The following is a 19,094-nucleotide window of genomic DNA, read 5'->3' as shown; positions in this document are numbered from 1 at the left end:
TTAACATAGTGTTGATTTTCGTTTTTAATAAGTACTGACCCTGAAAGAGACCCTCAGGTTATTACTGCCAACAGTCGACACCATTGACTAACAAAAGCCTATGTTTTTATCTATGAAAACTTGAGCGATTCTAAAGCATAACCTCCTCACCTTTTCCATTTTCTCTGTTTAGTCCAGTACCCACTCGGAGATACTAGGAGCATAAAAAAAATTCGGGAGGAAGAAATGAACTGGACTGGAATCGCTTTACTCATTCAGCTGTTTTTTGGAATTGTAATTGGACTTTACTTTTGGAACTTGTTGAAGAGCCAGCGCACTCAGAAAGTGAGTATTGATAAAGAATCAAAGAAGGAAATGGACCAATTGCGGAAGATGCGGTCGATCTCTTTGACTGAACCGCTGTCTGAACGAGTCAGACCGGGGAAGTTTGCTGATATCGTCGGCCAGCAGGATGGTATCAAGGCTCTGCATGCTGCGCTTTGCGGACCTAATCCACAGCATGTGATTGTTTATGGACCTCCAGGTGTCGGAAAAACCGCTGCAGCACGTCTCGTACTCGAAGAGGCCAAGCGGAATAAGAAGTCACCATTCCGTCCCACTTCGGTGTTCGTTGAATTGGATGCAACGACAGCCAGATTTGACGAACGTGGGATTGCAGATCCTTTGATCGGTTCCGTTCATGACCCAATCTATCAGGGAGCGGGGGCGATGGGGCAGGCAGGAATTCCACAGCCAAAACAAGGAGCGGTAACAAACGCTCACGGCGGCGTCCTTTTTATTGATGAAATTGGAGAACTTCACCCGATTCAGATGAATAAATTGCTCAAAGTACTAGAAGACCGAAAAGTATTTTTAGAGAGCGCTTATTATAATGAAGAAAATACAAACATACCTTCACACATCCATGATATTTTTCAAAATGGCCTTCCTGCTGATTTTAGGCTAATTGGGGCAACCACACGAACGCCTGATGAAATTCCGCCTGCTATCCGATCACGTTGTCTGGAAGTCTTCTTTAGAGAGCTTCAGCCTCCCGAAATTCAGCAGATCGCTATGAAAGCAGCAGATAAAGTAACCATGAATGTAGAAGAAGATTCGGTCGAGCTGCTCTCCAAGTATGCTAAAAATGGCCGTGAAGCCGTAAATATGATGCAGATTGCAGCAGGGCTGGCGATTACAGAAGACCGAAATTTCATCAAAAAAGCGGATTTGGAATGGGTCATCCATTCCAGCCAGATGACTCCGCGTCCAGAGAGTAAGATCTCTGAAGAACCAAAGGTGGGGCTAGTAAACGGACTTGCAGTCTACGGCCCTAACAGCGGATCATTGCTGGAGATTGAAGTCACCGTTTTACCTGCGAAAAAACAGGGTACGATTACGATAACAGGTATAGTGGAAGAAGAATCGATCGGCAATAATACAAAATCAATCAGAAGAAAAAGCCTGGCAAAAGGATCGGTCGAAAATGTACTGACCGTCCTTCGAAATATGGGAGTAGATTCTGCGCTGTATGATATTCATGTCAATTTTCCAGGCGGCGGGCCGGTCGATGGGCCGTCAGCAGGGATTGCGATCGCGACTTCAATTTATTCAGCGATCCACAATGTGGAGATTGATAATGAACTGGCTATGACCGGTGAATTAAGCGTACATGGAAAAGTGAAGCCGGTCGGAGGCGTGATGGCCAAAGTATTAGCCGCTAAACTTGCGGGAGTCAAGAAGGTCATCATTCCAAAAGATAACGATCAGGCTATACTTCGGGAGATCACTGGCATAGAGATCATTCCAGTGACAAAATTATCTCAGGTGTTTCAACTCGCTTTTCCTGAAATGGATAAAGGTAATCAGCAGGCCATTCCTGCTTCAGCCTTTTTACAGTCCCCTCCTAAATCTGTCTGAAGAGGGGGCTTTGCTTTCGAGTATGAAAATGAGCTCCAATTAGACAAAATGGCTCTTTATAGGTAGAATTGTACAAAGACTGAAGAAATTTCTTCATTGTCTTGTGGCATTACAATTGTATGTTAAAGCTCTCTGAGGCGAACTAAATACTGCTGTGAAGCTGAAAATGCCATTAATCTAAAAATAGGCTGCATGAATTTGAAATCATTCAATACATTAAGCAGTATTCGGAGGTGTGTTAAATGGACGAACAAACAACCCGCATCCTTCCCCTCCTTCCTCTTCGCGGCCTGCTGGTGTATCCCACCATGGTGCTTCACCTTGATGTAGGAAGGGAAAAATCCGTACAGGCATTGGAGCAAGTCATGCTTGATGATCAGCATATTTTCCTTTCAACACAAAAGGAAGTAGCTGTAGAAGATCCGAGCGGTGAACAAATATATGAAATCGGAACCCTTTCAAAAGTAAATCAGATGCTAAAGCTCCCGAACGGCACGATCCGTGTGCTCGTTGAAGGTATTAAGCGCGGAAAAATAAAGCAGTTCATCGACCGTGAGGAATACTTGGAGGTAGAAGTAGAACTGATAGAAGACAAGGGCGAAAAGGATTTGGAAATTCAGGCCCTTATGAGAACGGCTCTTCAGCAATTTGAGCAGTACATAAACCTTTCCAAAAAGGTAACACCTGAAACGTTGGCTTCTGTGCAAGATATCGAAGAACCGGGACGATTGGCAGATGTGATTTCTTCCCATCTATCGTTAAAAATTAAAGAAAAACAGCATATTCTTGAAATTGTTGACGTAAAGGAACGATTGAATCATCTTATTTCCATCCTGAACAATGAAAAAGAAGTATTAGGGTTGGAGAAGAAGATCGGCCAGCGTGTCAAAAAGGCGATGGAAAAGACACAGAAGGAATATTACCTTCGTGAACAGATGAAAGCCATTCAGAAAGAACTTGGAGATAAAGAGGGCAAAACAGGCGAAATCTCCTCGCTCAAAGAAAGAATTGAAAAATCGGATATGCCTGAAAATGTGCAGGAGATTGCACTTAAAGAATTGGATCGCTATGAAAAAATGCCAGGGTCTTCTGCTGAGAGCTCGGTCATTCGAAACTATATCGACTGGCTGATCAATTTGCCTTGGACAAAGGAAACGAAAGATCAGCTGGACATCATCCGTACAGAAAAGATCTTAAACGAAGATCATTACGGACTTGAAAAAGTAAAAGAGCGTGTGCTGGAGTATTTGGCTGTTCAGCAGTTAACCAATTCATTGAAAGGGCCCATCCTTTGTCTTGTCGGACCGCCTGGTGTCGGTAAAACGTCGCTCGCGCGTTCCATTGGAAAAGCGATCGGAAGAAATTTTGTCCGCATTTCCCTTGGAGGAGTGCGTGATGAAGCGGAAATCCGAGGCCATCGCAGAACATATGTCGGTGCGATGCCTGGCCGACTCATACAGGGAATGAAGAAGGCAGGTACGATCAATCCAGTGTTCCTTCTTGATGAGATCGATAAAATGTCCAATGACTTCAGAGGCGATCCATCCTCTGCCCTATTGGAAGTCCTGGATCCGGAACAAAATAATTCGTTCAGCGACCATTTCATCGAAGAACCTTATGATCTTTCCAAGGTTATGTTCATTACAACAGCGAACAGCCTGGCGACCATCCCTGGCCCGCTGCTTGACCGTATGGAGATCATTTCAATCGCAGGGTATACAGAAGTGGAAAAAGTTCATATCGCTAAAAATCACCTTATTCCAAAACAATTAAAAGAGCACGGATTGACAAAATCGCAGTTTCAGCTGAAAGAAGATGCCATTCTTAAACTCGTTCGAAGCTATACGAGAGAAGCAGGCGTTAGGAGCATGGAGCGCCAGATTGCAGGCTTATGCAGAAAAGCGGCCAAACAGATCGTGTCAGGAGAGAAGAAAAGGGTTACCATCACTGACAAAAACCTCGAGAGCTATATTGGAAAACCGCGCTTCCGATATGGCCAGGCTGAGATGGAAGATCAGGTAGGAGCAGCTACAGGCTTGGCGTATACAACCGCAGGCGGCGATACGCTGTCTATTGAAGTCGCTCTTACGCCTGGAAAAGGGAAATTGATTCTTACCGGTAAGCTCGGAGACGTAATGAAGGAATCTGCCCAGGCGGCGCTGAGCTACGTTCGTTCCAGAGCAGAGGAGTTCGAAATTGATCCGGACTTTTATGAAAAGACGGACATTCATATTCACGTTCCGGAGGGAGCAACACCGAAGGACGGACCTTCTGCAGGTATTACCATCGCAACGGCATTGGTATCCGCACTTTCAGGAAAGCCTGTTCGCAAGGATGTAGGCATGACGGGTGAAATCACACTTCGCGGCCGTGTTCTGCCGATCGGCGGCTTAAAAGAAAAATCATTAAGCGCCCATCGTGCTGGAATCCAAACTGTTATCATGCCTAAAGAAAATGAAAAAGACATAGATGATATCCCGGAAAGTGTCCGCAGCAGTCTTGCGTTTATACCGGTATCTCATCTGGATGAAGTGTTAAAACATGCGTTAGTGGGAGATAGTAAATGAAAGTAACAAAAGCAGATATCGTCATTTCGGCAGTAAAGCCTGAGCAGTATCCTGAAGACCAGCTACCGGAAATCGGCCTCGCCGGCCGTTCAAACGTTGGGAAGTCTTCATTTATTAATAAAATGATTGCACGCAAAAACCTGGCCAGAACATCATCACGGCCAGGTAAGACGCAAACTCTTAATTTCTACATCATCAATGAGCAGCTCTATTTCGTGGATGTTCCGGGATACGGATTTGCTAAAGTTTCAAAGAGCGAGAGAGAAGCCTGGGGCAGGATGATTGAACGTTATATCATGGAAAGGCCACAGCTGAAAGCTGTTGTCCAGCTCGTTGATATACGCCATGCACCGTCCAAAGACGATGTGATAATGTATGATTGGCTGAAATATCATGACATCCCTGTCATCGTTGTCGCCACCAAGTGTGACAAGATTCCAAAAGGAAAATGGGAAAAACATTTAAAAGTCGTCCGTGACACATTGAAAAAGAAACCAGACGATCCGCTGATTCTTTTTTCTTCTGAAACGGGCTATGGGAAGGATGCTGCATGGAGCACCATCCTTGGATACACACAAAAAAAATAAACCAGAGCATCTGCTCTGGTTTATTTTTTCTTGATAAAGATAAAATAAGCACCAACTCCGATCAGGATGAACGGCCAAAATCCTTCAATGGACGAAAACCATTCTTTGATCGAGGGAGTGTCTGATTTGTTGAAGAAGCTCCATCCTGAGATGGCAAGCAGTACAATGCCTGCCAGCAAGCCCTCTTTGGTTTGCTTATACATATATAAAAAGGCAAGAGCTATAATAAGGATGATCATGGCAGGCTCCTTGGGCCAGCCGTCAATATGAGATATGGCGTGAAAATGGATGCCTAAGCCAAGCAGCAGGATCGCAGAAAAAGCACTTGGGCCCTCTTTTCCGCTTGCACTTTGAACAAGAAAGGCCAAGCCGATGATGATTAGAAAAGTTGGCCAAGTTAAATAGGGAAGTACATATGTAACGTTCATTTGCCGAGCTAAGAAAAATAGCCCGATTCCCAGCAATACAATTCCTGAAAAATTTCCTTTACCTTTCATTATAACCTCCAAATCATTTGACACGAATGGCTCTTATCTTAAAGATTGTTGCTTGGTGCAGGGTTTATGTCTAGCTTCCTTCCTTGACAAGTTGATTGGAGTGAAAGGTGCGAGACTCCTGCGGGACTTGCGTGACAGGTGAGACTCCCGCAGGCGCCTGCGCCAAGAGGCTCACCGCACGCCCCGCGGAAAGCGAGCAACCTGAAACGGAAATCAACCACTCCTAAGAGCACCAAAGATTGCGAAAATAGCCAAACGAGTAAATCAAACCTTTGCTAAAAGGGTCGAAATTTGTTATTTTTATATGGGTATTAGTTTATTATTTTTTTTAATTAGCGCTATTTTTTTATAGTTTGTTACGGTTTGGACAGAATAGGGAAGAACTATTTCGCTTGTCCTATCATAGCATACGATTCATATTCTGTTCACAATTTTAAAATGATTATTTCATAGTACATGTTATAATGATTATGGATATTTACTGTGGTATTTACGATAGAGATAAAGGGGGTGAGTGGGATGCACATCCTTGTTGTCGGTTTAAATTATAAGACAGCACCTGTTGAGATTCGAGAAAAAGTTGCATTCAATCCAAATGAGATGGACCAGGCTTTGAAGGCTTTGCGGGAAAGAAAAAGCATATTGGAATGTACGATCGTTTCAACATGCAACCGGACAGAAGTATACGCCGTGGTGGATCAGATCCATACAGGGCGCTATTACATGAAGTCTTTCCTCGCAGAATGGTTTTCTATTGATACAAATGAACTGAATCCGTTCTTGTTTATCCGTGAAGAAGAGATCGCTGTCGAGCATCTTTTCAGAGTTACTGCGGGTCTTGATTCTATGGTTCTCGGAGAAACGCAAATTCTCGGACAGGTTCGTGACAGCTTCCTTCTTGCACAACAGGAAGGAACAACAGGCACAATCTTTAACCATCTGTTCAAACAGGCAATAACACTTGCAAAACGATCCCACTCGGAAACAGAAATTGGGGAAAATGCTGTATCTGTAAGTTATGCTGCTGTTGAGCTTGCAAAGAAAATCTTTGGCGGGCTTGAAAAGAAAGACATCTTAATCGTGGGTGCAGGCAAGATGGGTGAACTGACTGCCAAGCATCTTCACAGCAATGGCGTAGCCAGTGTCCATGTCGTCAACCGAACGTTTGAAAAAGCGTCAGAACTGGCTGGGCGGTTTGAAGGAACGGCTCACCCTGTGGAGCATTTAACATCTGTGCTGGCACATGCCGATATCGTCATTACTTCAACCGGATCGGATTCCTACGTTATTACAAAAGAGATGGTTCAATCTGTACTTAAGCAAAGAAAAGGCCGTCCTTTGTTCATGGTGGACATCGCCGTTCCACGTGATTTGGATCCATCATTGGACGAACTGGAAAGCGTTTTTCTTTACGATATAGATGATCTGGAAGGCATCGTAGAAGCCAATTTGGCTGAGCGAAAGAAAGAAGCTGAAAAGATCGAGATCATGATCGAAGAAGAAATTATAGGCTTCCATTCATGGGTCAACATGCTTGGAGTTGTGCCGGTGATAACTGCATTGCGTGAAAAAGCGCTCGCTGTACAAGCGGAAACAATGCAGAGCATTGAGCGTAAAATGCCTCAGTTAACGGACCGTGAGAAAAAAGTGTTGAGTAAGCATACCAAAAGCATAGTGAATCAGCTGCTGCGCGATCCAATCGTAAGGATTAAAGAGCAAGCCGGAGAACCTGGGGCGGATCAGGCGCTTGAATTTTTCACAAAGATCTTCGCGCTAGAAGAAGAGGTTAAACGGCAAGAGCTAAAAAGTGAAATGGAATCAACAAAGTTAAGTGAAACATCCCCTTCATTGCCTCTGTAACGGGAATGTCACTGGGCTCCTAGAGAGGAGTTTCTGATATGCAGAACGCAAATTGGATATATGATACAACAATCATCTTGTATGCTTTAAGCATCATAGGTTATTTTATCGACTTTTTACAAAACAACCGGAAGGCTAACCGAATGGCCTTCTGGTTGCTTTCTATTGTCTGGATGCTGCAGACGGTATTTTTTGTCCAGAGAATGATAGAAGTAGGCCGTCCGCCTATTTTAACGCCTTTTGAAGGCTTGTTTTTTTATGCCTGGATCTTAGTGACTTTCTCTTTGGTCATGAACTATTTTTTCAGGATCGATTTCTTAGTATTCTTTACGAACGTGCTCGGATTTTTGATTATGTCTATTAATCTTTTTGCTCCTGGAGAACAGGTGAGTGATGAGATGTCGACCCGTCTCATTTCGGAGCTGCTGGTGATCCATGTTACGATGGCCTTCGTTTCCTATGGTGCATTCACCCTCTCTTTTATCTTTTCGATCATGTATCTGCTTCAGCACAGGCTCTTAAAGAAGAAAAAGTGGAGCAAGAGGCTGCAGCGTCTTGGAAGCCTGTCTACCCTTGAAAGGTTATCCTTTGTACTGAATATGACAGGTGTTCCAATTCTGCTTTTAAGTTTAATACTAGGCGTAATCTGGGCATTCTTAAAGATACAGGGCTTTTCACTGCTTGACGCCAAAGTCATTACGTCTTTTATCGTCATCGCAGTATACAGTGTGTTTTTATATCAAAAAGTGGCGAAGGGTCTTCAAGGAAAGACTTTGGCGATCTGGAACACGGGAGCTTTTCTTATCGTTCTGATCAATTATTTTCTGGCATCTACCCTTACTGAATTTCATTTTTGGTATCAATAAGGCCTACGGTCACTCTTTTAGGAGGTTTTTATAGATGAGAAAAATAATAGTAGGTTCAAGACGAAGCAAACTGGCACTCACTCAAACAAACTGGTTCATTGACCAATTGAAGGCGCTGGGCCTTCCTTTTGAGTTCGAGGTGAAGGAAATCGTGACCAAGGGAGATGTGATCCTTGATGTCACTCTCTCAAAAGTAGGAGGTAAAGGGCTGTTTGTGAAAGAAATTGAACAGGCCATGCTTGATAAAGAGATTGATATGGCAGTACATAGTATGAAGGACATGCCCTCTGTTCTGCCGGATGGGCTGATCATCGGCTGCACACCTAAACGTGTTGACCCAAGGGATGCCTTTATTTCAGAAAAATATAACTCGTTAGAAGAGCTTCCGGCAGGATCGATTGTCGGTACGAGCTCACTCCGCCGGGCTGCACAGCTTTTGCATGTCCGTCCGGATCTTGAAATTAAATCAATCAGAGGAAACATCGATACACGTCTTGGTAAATTAAAATCTGGTGAGTTTGATGCTATCATTCTTGCGGCTGCAGGTCTTGAAAGAATGGGCTGGTCAGCGGATACGGTGACTGAATACCTGCCAGTGTCACTGAGCCTTCCTGCGGTAGGACAGGGATCTCTGTCCATTGAATGCAGGGGAGACGATGCTGAGCTTAGAGCTCTTCTTCAGCATTTGAATGATGAAGACACGTACAAAACGGTGATGGCAGAACGCGCATTCCTTCACACGCTTGAAGGCGGATGCCAGGTGCCGATTGCGGCCTACGCAGAAAGAACAGAAGAGAGGGAGATCTCCTTAACTGGGCTTGTTGCTACTCCTGATGGCAAAACAGTAATCAAGGAGCAGGCTGTCTCGGATGATCCTAACATGCTCGGAGTGACACTAGCTGTTAAGCTTCAGGAGAAAGGTGCACTTGAGATCCTTGAGAAAGTAAAGAAAGACCTGGGAATATGAAGTCCCGGCCTTTAGCGGGAAAGACGGTTGTCGTCACAAGGCCGGCTCATCAATCTGCAAGTCTTCTTGCAAAGCTTGAAGAAGAAGGGGCAGAGGCTGTCAGCTTTCCGGTACTGCACATAGCAAAAGCAACCATGGATTCAGAAGAAGAAGCTGTGCTTCAGCAGCTGGAGCAGTTTGATTGGGTGGTCTTTACGAGTGCGAACGGGGTACGTTATTTTCTTCAAATGCTTCAGGAGACCGGGAAGACGTTTACTTCTCAGAAAATAGCGGCGGTCGGCCCAAAAACCGGTAGAAGGCTTGAGGAGAATGGAGTTTCTATTGATCTGATGCCGGGGAAGTATGAAGGGAAAGAACTGGCGGTAGAATTAAAGAAAAGAGTGAAACCGGGTTCCAAAGTACTCGTTCCAAAAGGCAGCCTTGCGAAGCAGACGGTGGCAAATACGCTACATGACCTTGCACAAGTAACCGAGATCATCGTTTACGAGACGAAGAAGGCAGAAGTATCAATACACCAGCTACCCGAGAAGGTGGACGTGATCATTTTTATGAGCCCTTCCAGTGTTGTTTATTTCGGTGAAGCGGCTGGTGATCGCCGGGTAATGTACCAGAAGAACACTTGGGCAGCCTGTGTAGGGCCAGTAACAGAGGCGAAAGCGAAACAATCCGGGTTTCATAAGCGGATCAGTGCCACTGATTATACAGAAGAAGGTATAATAGAGGCTGTGAAGAGTTTTATCGGAGAGGAGAAATAATATGAATTTTCAGCGTCATAGAAGATTGCGAAGCAGTGAGAGTATGCGTGCACTCGTGAGGGAAACGCATGTAAGAACAGACGATTTGATTTATCCGATCTTTTTTGTAGAAGGTGAGCGCATTAAGCAGGAAGTCCCTTCCATGCCTGGTGTATACCACGTATCACTTGATTATCTAGAAGAGGAAATGCAAGAGCTTGTGGACCTTAACATCCGTTCTGTTATGGTTTTCGGAGTACCCGACCATAAGGATGATGCAGGTAGCTCGGCGTATGACCATAATGGAATTGTACAAAAAGCGATCAAGAAAATAAAAAATGGTTTTCCGCAGCTTACCGTTATTGCTGATACATGCCTTTGCCAATATACGGACCATGGACATTGCGGGATCATTCGGGACGGAGAAGTTCTGAATGATGAATCACTCTCTGCGCTTGCAAACACAGCAGTTTCTCAAGCAAAAGCTGGAGCGGACATCATTGCTCCTTCCAATATGATGGATGGGTTTGTTGCAGCGATTCGTGAAGGACTGGACGAAGCGGGTTTTATCAATGTGCCGATCATGTCATACTCTGTAAAATATTCCTCTGCCTATTATGGGCCGTTCAGAGAGGCTGCTCACAGCTCTCCTCAGTTCGGGGACCGCAAATCTTATCAGATGGACCCGGCCAATCGCCTGGAAGCACTGCGTGAAGCAGAGTCGGATATTGAAGAAGGAGCAGACTTCCTTATGGTAAAACCGGCGCTTGCATATTTGGATGTACTGCGTGAACTGAAAGACCGTTACCCTCTTCCGCTTGTCGCCTATAATGTGAGTGGTGAATATTCCATGATTAAAGCCGCTGCCCAAAACGGCTGGATTGATGAAGAAAGCATCGTGATGGAAACATTGACAGGCATGAAGCGTGCAGGTGCTGATCTGATCATTACGTATCATGCGAAAGATGTATCACGCTGGTTAAACCGCTAAGGACAGGAGGATTTAAACATGAGAAGCTTTGAAAAATCAAGTGCAGCCTTTCAGGAAGCCAAGAAATACATGCCAGGCGGTGTCAACAGCCCTGTGCGTGCGTTTAAATCGGTAAACATGGATCCTGTATACATGGAACGCGGAAAAGGTTCCAAAATCTATGACATCGATGGAAATGAGTATATAGATTACGTGCTATCCTGGGGTCCTTTAATCCTTGGACATGCCAATGAAAAAGTAGTGGATGCCCTTAAAAAAACAGCCGAGCTTGGTACGAGCTTTGGAGCTCCGAACGAGTGGGAAACGATGCTCGCCAAGCTTGTTGTAGAAAGGGTCCCTTCCATTGAAATCGTCCGAATGGTGAACTCCGGAACAGAAGCGACGATGAGTGTGCTTCGCCTTGCCCGCGGTTATACAGGCAGAAACAAAATCCTGAAATTTGAAGGATGTTACCATGGCCATGGCGATTCATTGCTCATTAAAGCAGGGTCAGGTGTGGCTACGCTTGGACTTCCTGACAGCCCGGGAGTTCCTGAGTCGGTCGCTAAGAACACCATTACTGTCCCTTACAATGATCTTGAAAGTGTACGCTATGCGTTTGAGCAGTTCGGTGATGACATTGCGTGTATTATCGTCGAGCCGGTTGCCGGAAACATGGGCGTAGTCCCTCCCAAAAAAGGATTCTTGGAAGGTCTTCGAGAGGTAACCAAACAATATGGATCTCTTTTAATCTTTGATGAAGTCATGACCGGTTTCCGTGTGGATTACCATTGCGCGCAAGGATATTTTGGCGTTACTCCTGATCTTACCTGCCTTGGCAAGGTCATTGGCGGAGGCCTTCCTGTCGGCGCGTACGGCGGGAAGAAGGAGATCATGGAGCAGATCGCACCAAGCGGTCCAATCTATCAGGCAGGAACTCTCTCAGGAAATCCTCTGGCGATGGCAGCGGGTTATGAGACTCTGTCTCAGCTTACACCGGAATCGTATCAGGACTTTGTAAAAAAAGGCGACCGCCTCGCTGAGGGGATTGCAGCGGCTGCAGAAAAATACCGCATTCCGCATAGCTTCAACCGTGCGGGCTCTATGATCGGATTTTTCTTTACCGATGAGGACGTGGTGAACTACGAAACTGCGAAATCATCTAACCTTGATTACTTCACACGCTACTTTAAATATATGCTGGAAGAAGGAATCTCACTTCCTCCTTCCCAGTTTGAAGGTCTCTTCCTATCAACTGAACACAGTGTTGAGGATATTGAGAAAACCATTGCTGCATGTGAAAAAGCCTTCTCCAGACTATAAAGACAAACTGCTCCTTTGAGGAGCAGTTTTTTTTGTTCTTCTCTTTCCAATCATATTTTTACCAAGTTGGTCATAATCCTGTAACGTATGAGATATTTGGCTGAAAGGAGGAGAAAGGCATGAATCCATCGAAGCTGCGTTTCTCCATAGAGGAGTCTGTCTGGTTAAAGAAAGGACAGGAAGTTGCAGAAGTTTTATCAATGGCACTGGAGCCTGATATTCAGATCACTGAAGAAGGCGGCCAGGTTTGTGTTAAAGGAGCTTTAAAGCTGCATGGAGAGTACCGTCCATGTGCAATGGATGATGGGAATTCTCTCAATTTGGAAACAGGCTCGCTCAGAGAGCAGGTTTCCTATCGTTCGCTGACACAGCTGAAAATGAACGATGAGGGGATAGCAGAGCTGGATCATCGGTTCCCTGTTGACATCACGATCCCTTCAACACGGGTCCAAAAGCTTGAAGAGGTGTTTGTTCTTGTTGATGCCTTTGATTATGAGCTTCCCAATCCAACCTGCCTGGAGCTAACTGCATCCATTTCCATCTCAGGCATTCAGGATGGGAATGAAGAACCTGCCCAAGAGGAGCAAGAATCTTTTCAGGGTCAGGCGATGGAAGATGAGGGCATGACATTTGAGGAAACGCCGATGAATGAAGAAACGGAATACGAGCCGTTCCAGGTTCCCGTATTTGAAGCCAGGTTTGAAGAGAATGAGCAGCAGGATGAGATGAATTCAGAAGAGGAAGCAAGAACGGAAGAACAAGAAATATTTGCTCCTTTCCAATTTGAAGCCAAGAAGCTGTACGAGATGCCGGTCATTGAACCGGAAAGCGAACCTGCGCAAGCAGAATTCACAGAGCCAGCGATCAATTACAACCGTCAAGACGATGAACCGGCAGCCTATCCAACCCCAACCTTTGCTGAAGCGGAAGCAATGGAAGAGCAAGAAGAGCAGGAAGAATATCAGGAAGAATATCAGGAAGAATATCAGGAAGAATATCAGGAAGAATATCAGGAAGAATATCAGGAAGAACCGGCTGACAATGGGATTCCGGCTTTAAAGTCACTTTCTTACTATACACCTTCCTATACACCGCCGCCACCGCCGCCTGCTTTGCCTCAAATCGAGCAGATCAATATACATTCGGAAGAACAGGAAGCTTATAACTACAATCAGCAGCCGCCTCAAGAAGCATTTGAACAGGAGCAGGAGCGGGAGGAGGAACAAGAAAAAGTTTCCTCCACTGAGGCAAGGAAAGAGGAAAATGCATTATATTTAACAAAAATGCTTTCTGGAAATGAAGATAGGTTTTCAAAGGTAAAAATGTATATTATACAGCGTGGGGAATCGCTTGACAGCATTTGTGAACGCTATGATATCTCTATTCATTCTCTGATGAGAGTCAACAGGATCAATCAGGAAGAGGTCGCAGAAGGCCAAATTATTTACATCCCAGTTTCACAAAGCCGTTAAGGTCGGGTGGAAGCGATGACCCTATTACATGAAATCAAGAAGCATTATGATCTTCAAACCGTGACATGGAAAGATAAAGAAAGCCTGGTGGACACTGATTGCGGGGTCAAACGGATCAGGATCTGGAATGATCTGAACCTTTTAAACTGGCATGTCCGATGGAGGGATGAAGTCGGCAAGAACAGTTTGGCTGTAGCAGACCGAATGATCAGGACGGCGGATGGAAATCCATGGGTTGAGCTGGAAGGCAGGTACCTTACCCTGCATGATTATGTAGAAGGCCGGCATGAAAGGGGAGGCCATGAAAAAAGGTGGGGCCTTCTCTTGGGCAACATGCTTCAAGCGGGCCTAGATCTGCAAAAAGAGTTTGGTTCCATTACCCATGCTGATCACTATTCCTTTGACGCCTGCCTGGCAGCGATCCACAAACTAAGCAAGGATTACAATGAACTTGTCAGTGTCAGAAATTCTTTGCCTGAAGCAAATAAAAGACTGAACCTTGCCATGGAACTCAAACAGGCATCCTCTAATGTGCCGCTTCCGCTCCTTGATTCTGATACACACATGAGCAATGGAGCACAAATTTTTAATATATTATTTTACCGGGGAAGCAATGGTTATCCTGAACAGGGTTATCGCCCGTTGCGCAATTTTTTGACCGAGTGGCTAAAGGAATGCGGCCCCTACTCACTGCGGAAATTATTAACCTGCATCAATGAACATTTCTCTTTGGAACGGGAACAGGGATATTTGCTTCTGGCAGAGATTTTGACACCATGGGAACTTCAGGATTGTGTGGATCAGTTAAAGAATAAAGAGCTTTCACACATTGTTGCTTGCGTTGAATCTTTTGAACAGGATTGGGATTTTAACAGAATCCTGCTTCACTGTTTTACTGACTGGATGGACGATAAACGAAAGAGGGTGGCTTTGTGAGCCATTCAAGTGAAAACGTCAATTATGGTCCGGTTTTATTTCAGTACGATCTTTATCCAGAGAAAATCGAAGCGTTCGGCAAAGTGAAAAAAGTGATATCAAAAAGAGGCACGTTTGCTTTAAAGGAAACGAGTTTAAACGAAGAAGAATCGAACTGGTTTACCCATGTCGTTCACCGATTGTCGGAAATCGGCTATCATCAGGTGGTGCCGCTCTATCCAACTAAATACGGTGATTATACCGTACAGCATGGAAACAAAACGTACTATCTCATGCCGTGGTTTGCAGGTGGTGAACGGCTCGGCCAGACGCGGGAAGAAGTGATGATCGATGAGATCGGAAAAATTCATTATCTGACCCTGAAAGAACAGGATTTCTCGCCAGAAGTGGTAGACCATTCTTTTCAGTATTTAATGCAGAGATGGGAAACACGCCAGCTTGAAATGGAGAGGTTTGCTGAAGAATCCGAACGCATGCCGTACATGTCTCCTTTTGAGCTGACGTATTTAAGCCATTTTCACCACATGATGAAAATGGCGGAGGAAGCAAAACGCCGTTTGAAAGACTGGTATGATGCCTGCCATGCGGAAAAAAGGTATCGCAGTGCACTTTGCCACGGCAAACTATCACGAAATCATCTGTTATTCTCTCATCATGGGGAACCGCATCTCCTCAATTTTGAAAAAGCAGTGCTTGATACGCCTGTAAGAGATTTGGCGATCTTCTTCAGAAAAGCAGTACACCTTTCGAACTGGACGAGAGAAGAGGGCGGGAGGCTGCTCTCGCTGTATCAAAGGCACATTCCACTCCTCGAGGAGGAAAAAAGCCTCTTGGTCAGCTATATGAGCTATCCCGAACCAATCTTTAACTCCGTTGATTTATATCGTCATCAAAGGGAACGATACAGCCAAATCGAGTTTGTCCACCGTTTGGAAAAACGAATTTCAGCGATGAGGCACATCAGGGATTTCTGTGATCTGATCCTGACCCCGCCGCCGCCGGAACCGCTCGATATGAATGAAAATACTGATCACATATAGTAGCCTATATGTGATCTTTTTTTATTTTCCGCTTTTCTTTATAACACCTCATAGGAAAAGCAAAAGTGAAGAATGATTAAAATAAGCATGATTACAAAATCAATGCCGGAAGGGAACAGAATGGTACGGATGATCTGGAACACGATCAGAGGTATTGTAAATTGGCTTACGATATCCCTTGCTGTCCGAAGCCAATCGGGAACCTGAAATTTAAACGGCGTGCGGTTTCTTTTAAAATAACGTCTGGCCATAACTATCCTTCTTTCGTACATCTAGGTTGATATCATGGTATTCACCAGCCTGCCTATTCGTGAATATTGCCGGAATGCACATATTTCTTGTATAAGAATAGAATAATTGTTACAACAAATGGGAAAACTATTGACGTTTTCCTGTTTTACTAGTTAAAATAGAACCAATGAAATCATATAACTTGCTTTGAAAGGGAAGAGTACAACGACTGTCCTTAAAGAGAGGGAAATCAGATGGCTGAGAGATTTCCTAAGGAAACAGCGATGGAAGGTCGCCCTGGAGCAGCTTCTTTGAACAAAGGCAGACGGCCTTTCTAGAAGAAGACGGCGAAAAACCGTTATCCGGCAATGAGTGTGCAAAAGGCGTTTATTTCTGCTTTCTGCAAACAAAGGTGGTACCGCGAACAATGCTTCTTTCGTCCTTTGAGACGGAGGGGGCTTTTTTATTTGTATTGAGAAGGAGGAGACGTTCATGTCTACTGAAAAGCAAGAACTTACAATGCCAACGAAATATGATCCGAAGGCAACCGAAGATTCCTGGTATAAATATTGGGTGGACGGCAAATTTTTTGAGGCAACGGGTGATGAATCCAAAACGCCATATACCATTGTCATTCCGCCGCCGAACGTTACCGGCAAACTGCATCTTGGCCATGCATGGGATACAACACTTCAAGATATCCTGAGCCGAGCAAAAAGAATGCAGGGCTATGATGTACTTTGGCTTCCTGGAATGGACCATGCCGGAATCGCTACACAAGCTAAAGTTGAAGCAAGACTCCGTGAACAAGGCACTTCCCGCTACGATCTTGGCAGAGAAAAGTTCCTTGAGAAAGCCTGGGAGTGGAAGGAAGAGTATGCTGACTTTATCCGCAATCAATGGTCAAAGCTTGGACTTGGCCTCGATTACTCGCGTGAGCGTTTTACCCTTGATGAAGGTTTGTCTGATGCTGTTCGTGAAGTGTTTGTAACGCTTTACAACAAAGGACTGATTTACCGAGGCGAATACATCATCAACTGGGATCCGCAGACAAAAACAGCTCTTTCTGATATTGAAGTTATCCATCAGGATGTACAGGGTGCGTTCTACCATATGAGATACCCTCTTGCTGACGGATCCGGCCATATTGAAATCGCAACAACAAGGCCGGAAACGATGCTTGGTGATACCGCCATTGCCGTTCATCCGGAAGATGAGCGCTACAAGCATTTGATTGGCAAAAAAGCAATTCTCCCAATTGTCGGGCGCGAGATTGAGATTGTCGGGGACGACTATGTAGATATGGAATTTGGATCAGGTGCTGTAAAAATCACACCTGCTCATGACCCGAATGATTTTGAAATTGGAAACCGCCACAACCTTGAGCGTGTCCTTGTTATGGATGAAGGCGGAAAAATGAATGAAAATGCCGGAAAGTACCAAGGCATGGATCGCTTCGAATGCCGTAAACAAATTGTTCAAGACCTGGAAGATGCAGGAGTTCTTTTCAAGATCGAAGACCACATGCATTCCGTAGGGCACTCTGAGAGAAGTGGAGCAGTAGTTGAGCCTTATCTTTCCACACAATGGTTTGTTAAGATGAAGCCTTTGGCAGAAAAGGCGATCGAGCTTCAAAAAACAGAGGACAAAGTAAACTTTGTACCGGAGCGTTTTGAGAAAACGTATCTTCACTGGATTGAAAACATCCGTGACTGGTGTATTTCAAGACAGCTGTGGTGGGGGCACCGAATTCCTGCCTGGTACCATAAAGAAACAGGCGAAGTATACGTAGGCCACGAGGCGCCGAAAGATGAAGAAAACTGGGAGCAGGATACAGATGTATTGGATACATGGTTCTCATCCGCATTATGGCCGTTCTCCACAATGGGGTGGCCGGATGAAGAAGCGATTGATTTCAAGCGTTATTACCCGACCAATGCATTGGTTACCGGCTATGACATCATTTATTTCTGGGTAGCACGCATGATCTTCCAAGGCATGGAGTTTACAGAAAAAAGGCCGTTTAATGATGTATTGATCCACGGACTTGTACGTGATTCCGAAGGCCGTAAGATGAGTAAATCTCTTGGCAATGGTGTTGACCCGATGGATGTTATTGAAAAATACGGAGCGGATGCTCTTCGTTTCTTCCTATCCACAGGCAGCTCACCAGGAAACGATCTTCGTTTTTACTGGGAAAAGGTAGAATCTACTTGGAACTTTGCCAATAAGATTTGGAATGCTTCCCGATTTGCCCTTATGAACATGGACGGAATGAAAGTTGAGGAAATTGATCTTACTGGAGAGCTGAACCTGGCGGATAAATGGATTTTAACCCGTTTCAACGAAACCGCTGAAAATGTAACAAGGCTGATCGATACGTATGAATTTGGAGAAGTTGGCCGTCTCCTTTATAACTTTATCTGGGATGACTTGTGTGACTGGTATATCGAGATGGCGAAACTGCCGCTTTATGGAGAAGATGAAGCAGCAAAGAAAACGACTCGATCTGTATTGGCTTATGTCCTGGATCACACATTGAGACTGCTTCACCCGATCATGCCATTTATTACCGAGGAAATCTGGCAGCATCTTCCTCATGAGGGTGAATCCATCACAGTGGCTCAGTGGCCAGCGAAGCGTGAAGATCTTCATTTCCCGGAAGCCGCCAGAGATATGAATCTCGTAACGGAAATCATCCGTACAGTACGTAACATCCGTTCTGAGATGAACGTTGCACCGAGCAAACCGATCGAGCTTCAGATCAATGCCAAGAGTGAGGAAGTGCTGAACGCGCTTGAGGCAAACCGCAGCTATCTTGAAAAGTTCTGTAACCCAAGCACATTGACACTCGGAACAGATCTATCTGCACCGAATAAATCAATGAGTGCTGTACTTACCGGGGTTGAAATGTATCTGCCGCTTGAAGGATTGATTAATTTAGACGAAGAAATTCAGCGTCTTGAAAAAGAAGTTGAAAAATACAACAAAGAAGTCGAGCGTGTACAGAAGAAACTAAGCAACGAAGGCTTCATGAAGAAAGCGCCTGAAAAAGTAATCGAAGAAGAGCGTGCAAAAGAAAAGGACTATAGCGAAAAACGCGATAAAGTCCGCCAGCGCATTCAAGAACTGAAAGCATAAAAAG

The 19,094-nt window shown here is 44.8% G+C and carries 15 protein-coding genes and 1 other annotated feature; of the genes, 13 read left to right on the top strand and 2 right to left on the bottom strand.

Annotation, left to right across the window (positions count from 1 at the left end):
• Positions 1-225: 225 nt before the first annotated feature.
• From lonB to yihA, 3 genes are all read left to right on the top strand, one after another.
• Positions 226-1,899, top strand: coding sequence for an ATP-dependent protease LonB (lonB, locus tag P4361_RS12080; RefSeq protein WP_062234043.1), 1,674 nt, complete (start codon positions 226-228; stop codon positions 1,897-1,899).
• Between the two features lie 242 nt (positions 1,900-2,141).
• On the top strand, positions 2,142-4,466 hold the full coding sequence (gene lon, locus P4361_RS12075; RefSeq protein WP_256226240.1) for an endopeptidase La: 2,325 nt from the start codon (positions 2,142-2,144) through the stop codon (positions 4,464-4,466).
• Complete coding sequence (yihA, locus tag P4361_RS12070; RefSeq protein WP_053357661.1) at positions 4,463-5,053, top strand: ribosome biogenesis GTP-binding protein YihA/YsxC; 591 nt, start codon at positions 4,463-4,465, stop codon at positions 5,051-5,053. Before lon ends, yihA begins: the two co-directional genes overlap by 4 nt.
• 20 nt (positions 5,054-5,073) lie before the next feature.
• Here yihA and P4361_RS12065 read toward each other — a convergent pair whose 3' ends face one another.
• Complete coding sequence (locus P4361_RS12065; protein WP_053357662.1) at positions 5,074-5,550, bottom strand: LiaF transmembrane domain-containing protein; 477 nt, start codon at positions 5,548-5,550, stop codon at positions 5,074-5,076.
• Positions 5,551-6,069: 519 nt separating this feature from the next.
• Between P4361_RS12065 and hemA the strand changes: the two genes are divergently transcribed.
• From hemA to ysxE, 9 genes are all read left to right on the top strand, one after another.
• Positions 6,070-7,410 (top strand): glutamyl-tRNA reductase, encoded by a 1,341-nt coding sequence (gene hemA / locus P4361_RS12060; RefSeq protein WP_328089583.1) that lies wholly within the window; start codon positions 6,070-6,072, stop codon positions 7,408-7,410.
• A 38-nt stretch (positions 7,411-7,448) separates the two neighbouring features.
• Positions 7,449-8,276, top strand: a complete 828-nt coding sequence (locus P4361_RS12055; protein ID WP_091004126.1) for a cytochrome c biogenesis protein — start codon at positions 7,449-7,451, stop codon at positions 8,274-8,276.
• 34 nt (positions 8,277-8,310) lie between these two features.
• Positions 8,311-9,243 (top strand): hydroxymethylbilane synthase, encoded by a 933-nt coding sequence (hemC, locus tag P4361_RS12050; RefSeq protein WP_062234054.1) that lies wholly within the window; start codon positions 8,311-8,313, stop codon positions 9,241-9,243.
• A complete protein-coding gene (locus tag P4361_RS12045) occupies positions 9,240-9,998 on the top strand; it encodes a uroporphyrinogen-III synthase (RefSeq protein ID WP_053357666.1) in 759 nt (252 codons plus the stop codon). The genes hemC and P4361_RS12045 overlap by 4 nt, the downstream gene beginning before the upstream one ends.
• Before the next feature lies 1 nt (position 9,999).
• The gene (gene hemB, locus P4361_RS12040) at positions 10,000-10,968 is read left to right on the top strand and encodes a porphobilinogen synthase (RefSeq protein ID WP_062234059.1); all 969 of its coding nucleotides are present in this window, start codon (positions 10,000-10,002) and stop codon (positions 10,966-10,968) included.
• Between the two features lie 18 nt (positions 10,969-10,986).
• Positions 10,987-12,270 carry a glutamate-1-semialdehyde 2,1-aminomutase gene (gene hemL, locus P4361_RS12035; protein ID WP_328089582.1) on the top strand — a complete coding sequence of 428 codons (1,284 nt, stop codon included), beginning with the start codon at positions 10,987-10,989 and terminating at the stop codon, positions 12,268-12,270.
• A gap of 119 nt (positions 12,271-12,389) precedes the next feature.
• Positions 12,390-13,742 (top strand): LysM peptidoglycan-binding domain-containing protein, encoded by a 1,353-nt coding sequence (locus P4361_RS12030; RefSeq protein ID WP_328089581.1) that lies wholly within the window; start codon positions 12,390-12,392, stop codon positions 13,740-13,742.
• Positions 13,743-13,757: 15 nt separating this feature from the next.
• The gene (locus tag P4361_RS12025) at positions 13,758-14,678 is read left to right on the top strand and encodes a hypothetical protein (RefSeq protein WP_062234070.1); all 921 of its coding nucleotides are present in this window, start codon (positions 13,758-13,760) and stop codon (positions 14,676-14,678) included.
• Positions 14,675-15,718 (top strand): spore coat protein YsxE, encoded by a 1,044-nt coding sequence (ysxE, locus tag P4361_RS12020; RefSeq protein WP_091004137.1) that lies wholly within the window; start codon positions 14,675-14,677, stop codon positions 15,716-15,718. The genes P4361_RS12025 and ysxE overlap by 4 nt, the downstream gene beginning before the upstream one ends.
• 38 nt (positions 15,719-15,756) lie before the next feature.
• Here ysxE and P4361_RS12015 read toward each other — a convergent pair whose 3' ends face one another.
• Positions 15,757-15,969, bottom strand: coding sequence for a hypothetical protein (locus tag P4361_RS12015; protein ID WP_062234076.1), 213 nt, complete (start codon positions 15,967-15,969; stop codon positions 15,757-15,759).
• Between the two features lie 178 nt (positions 15,970-16,147).
• Positions 16,148-16,396 (top strand) — a binding site (T-box leader).
• Positions 16,397-16,441: 45 nt separating this feature from the next.
• On the opposite strand from P4361_RS12015, the gene P4361_RS12010 reads away from it, so the two are divergent.
• Entirely contained in the window at positions 16,442-19,090 is a 2,649-nt protein-coding gene (locus P4361_RS12010) for a valine--tRNA ligase (protein WP_328089580.1), read from the top strand.
• Positions 19,091-19,094: the final 4 nt, after the last annotated feature.

The organism is Fictibacillus sp. B-59209 (assembly GCF_036216745.1).
Classification (GTDB): Bacteria; Bacillota; Bacilli; order Bacillales; family Fictibacillaceae; genus Fictibacillus_C; species Fictibacillus_C marinisediminis.
The sequence above is the reverse complement of the archived record's forward strand: the minus strand, read 5'-3'. Positions and strand labels throughout refer to the sequence as shown.

Coding starts and splice junctions, on each gene's coding strand:
- P4361_RS12065 (WP_053357662.1), bottom strand. CDS start 5,550: ATGAAAGGTAAAGGAAATTTTTCAGGAATTGTATTGCTGGGAATCGGG.
- lon (WP_256226240.1), top strand. CDS start 2,142: ATGGACGAACAAACAACCCGCATCCTTCCCCTCCTTCCTCTTCGCGGC.
- P4361_RS12045 (WP_053357666.1), top strand. CDS start 9,240: ATGAAGTCCCGGCCTTTAGCGGGAAAGACGGTTGTCGTCACAAGGCCG.
- yihA (WP_053357661.1), top strand. CDS start 4,463: ATGAAAGTAACAAAAGCAGATATCGTCATTTCGGCAGTAAAGCCTGAG.
- hemA (WP_328089583.1), top strand. CDS start 6,070: ATGCACATCCTTGTTGTCGGTTTAAATTATAAGACAGCACCTGTTGAG.
- hemC (WP_062234054.1), top strand. CDS start 8,311: ATGAGAAAAATAATAGTAGGTTCAAGACGAAGCAAACTGGCACTCACT.
- P4361_RS12030 (WP_328089581.1), top strand. CDS start 12,390: ATGAATCCATCGAAGCTGCGTTTCTCCATAGAGGAGTCTGTCTGGTTA.
- hemL (WP_328089582.1), top strand. CDS start 10,987: ATGAGAAGCTTTGAAAAATCAAGTGCAGCCTTTCAGGAAGCCAAGAAA.
- lonB (WP_062234043.1), top strand. CDS start 226: ATGAACTGGACTGGAATCGCTTTACTCATTCAGCTGTTTTTTGGAATT.
- P4361_RS12025 (WP_062234070.1), top strand. CDS start 13,758: ATGACCCTATTACATGAAATCAAGAAGCATTATGATCTTCAAACCGTG.
- P4361_RS12010 (WP_328089580.1), top strand. CDS start 16,442: ATGTCTACTGAAAAGCAAGAACTTACAATGCCAACGAAATATGATCCG.
- hemB (WP_062234059.1), top strand. CDS start 10,000: ATGAATTTTCAGCGTCATAGAAGATTGCGAAGCAGTGAGAGTATGCGT.
- P4361_RS12015 (WP_062234076.1), bottom strand. CDS start 15,969: ATGGCCAGACGTTATTTTAAAAGAAACCGCACGCCGTTTAAATTTCAG.
- P4361_RS12055 (WP_091004126.1), top strand. CDS start 7,449: ATGCAGAACGCAAATTGGATATATGATACAACAATCATCTTGTATGCT.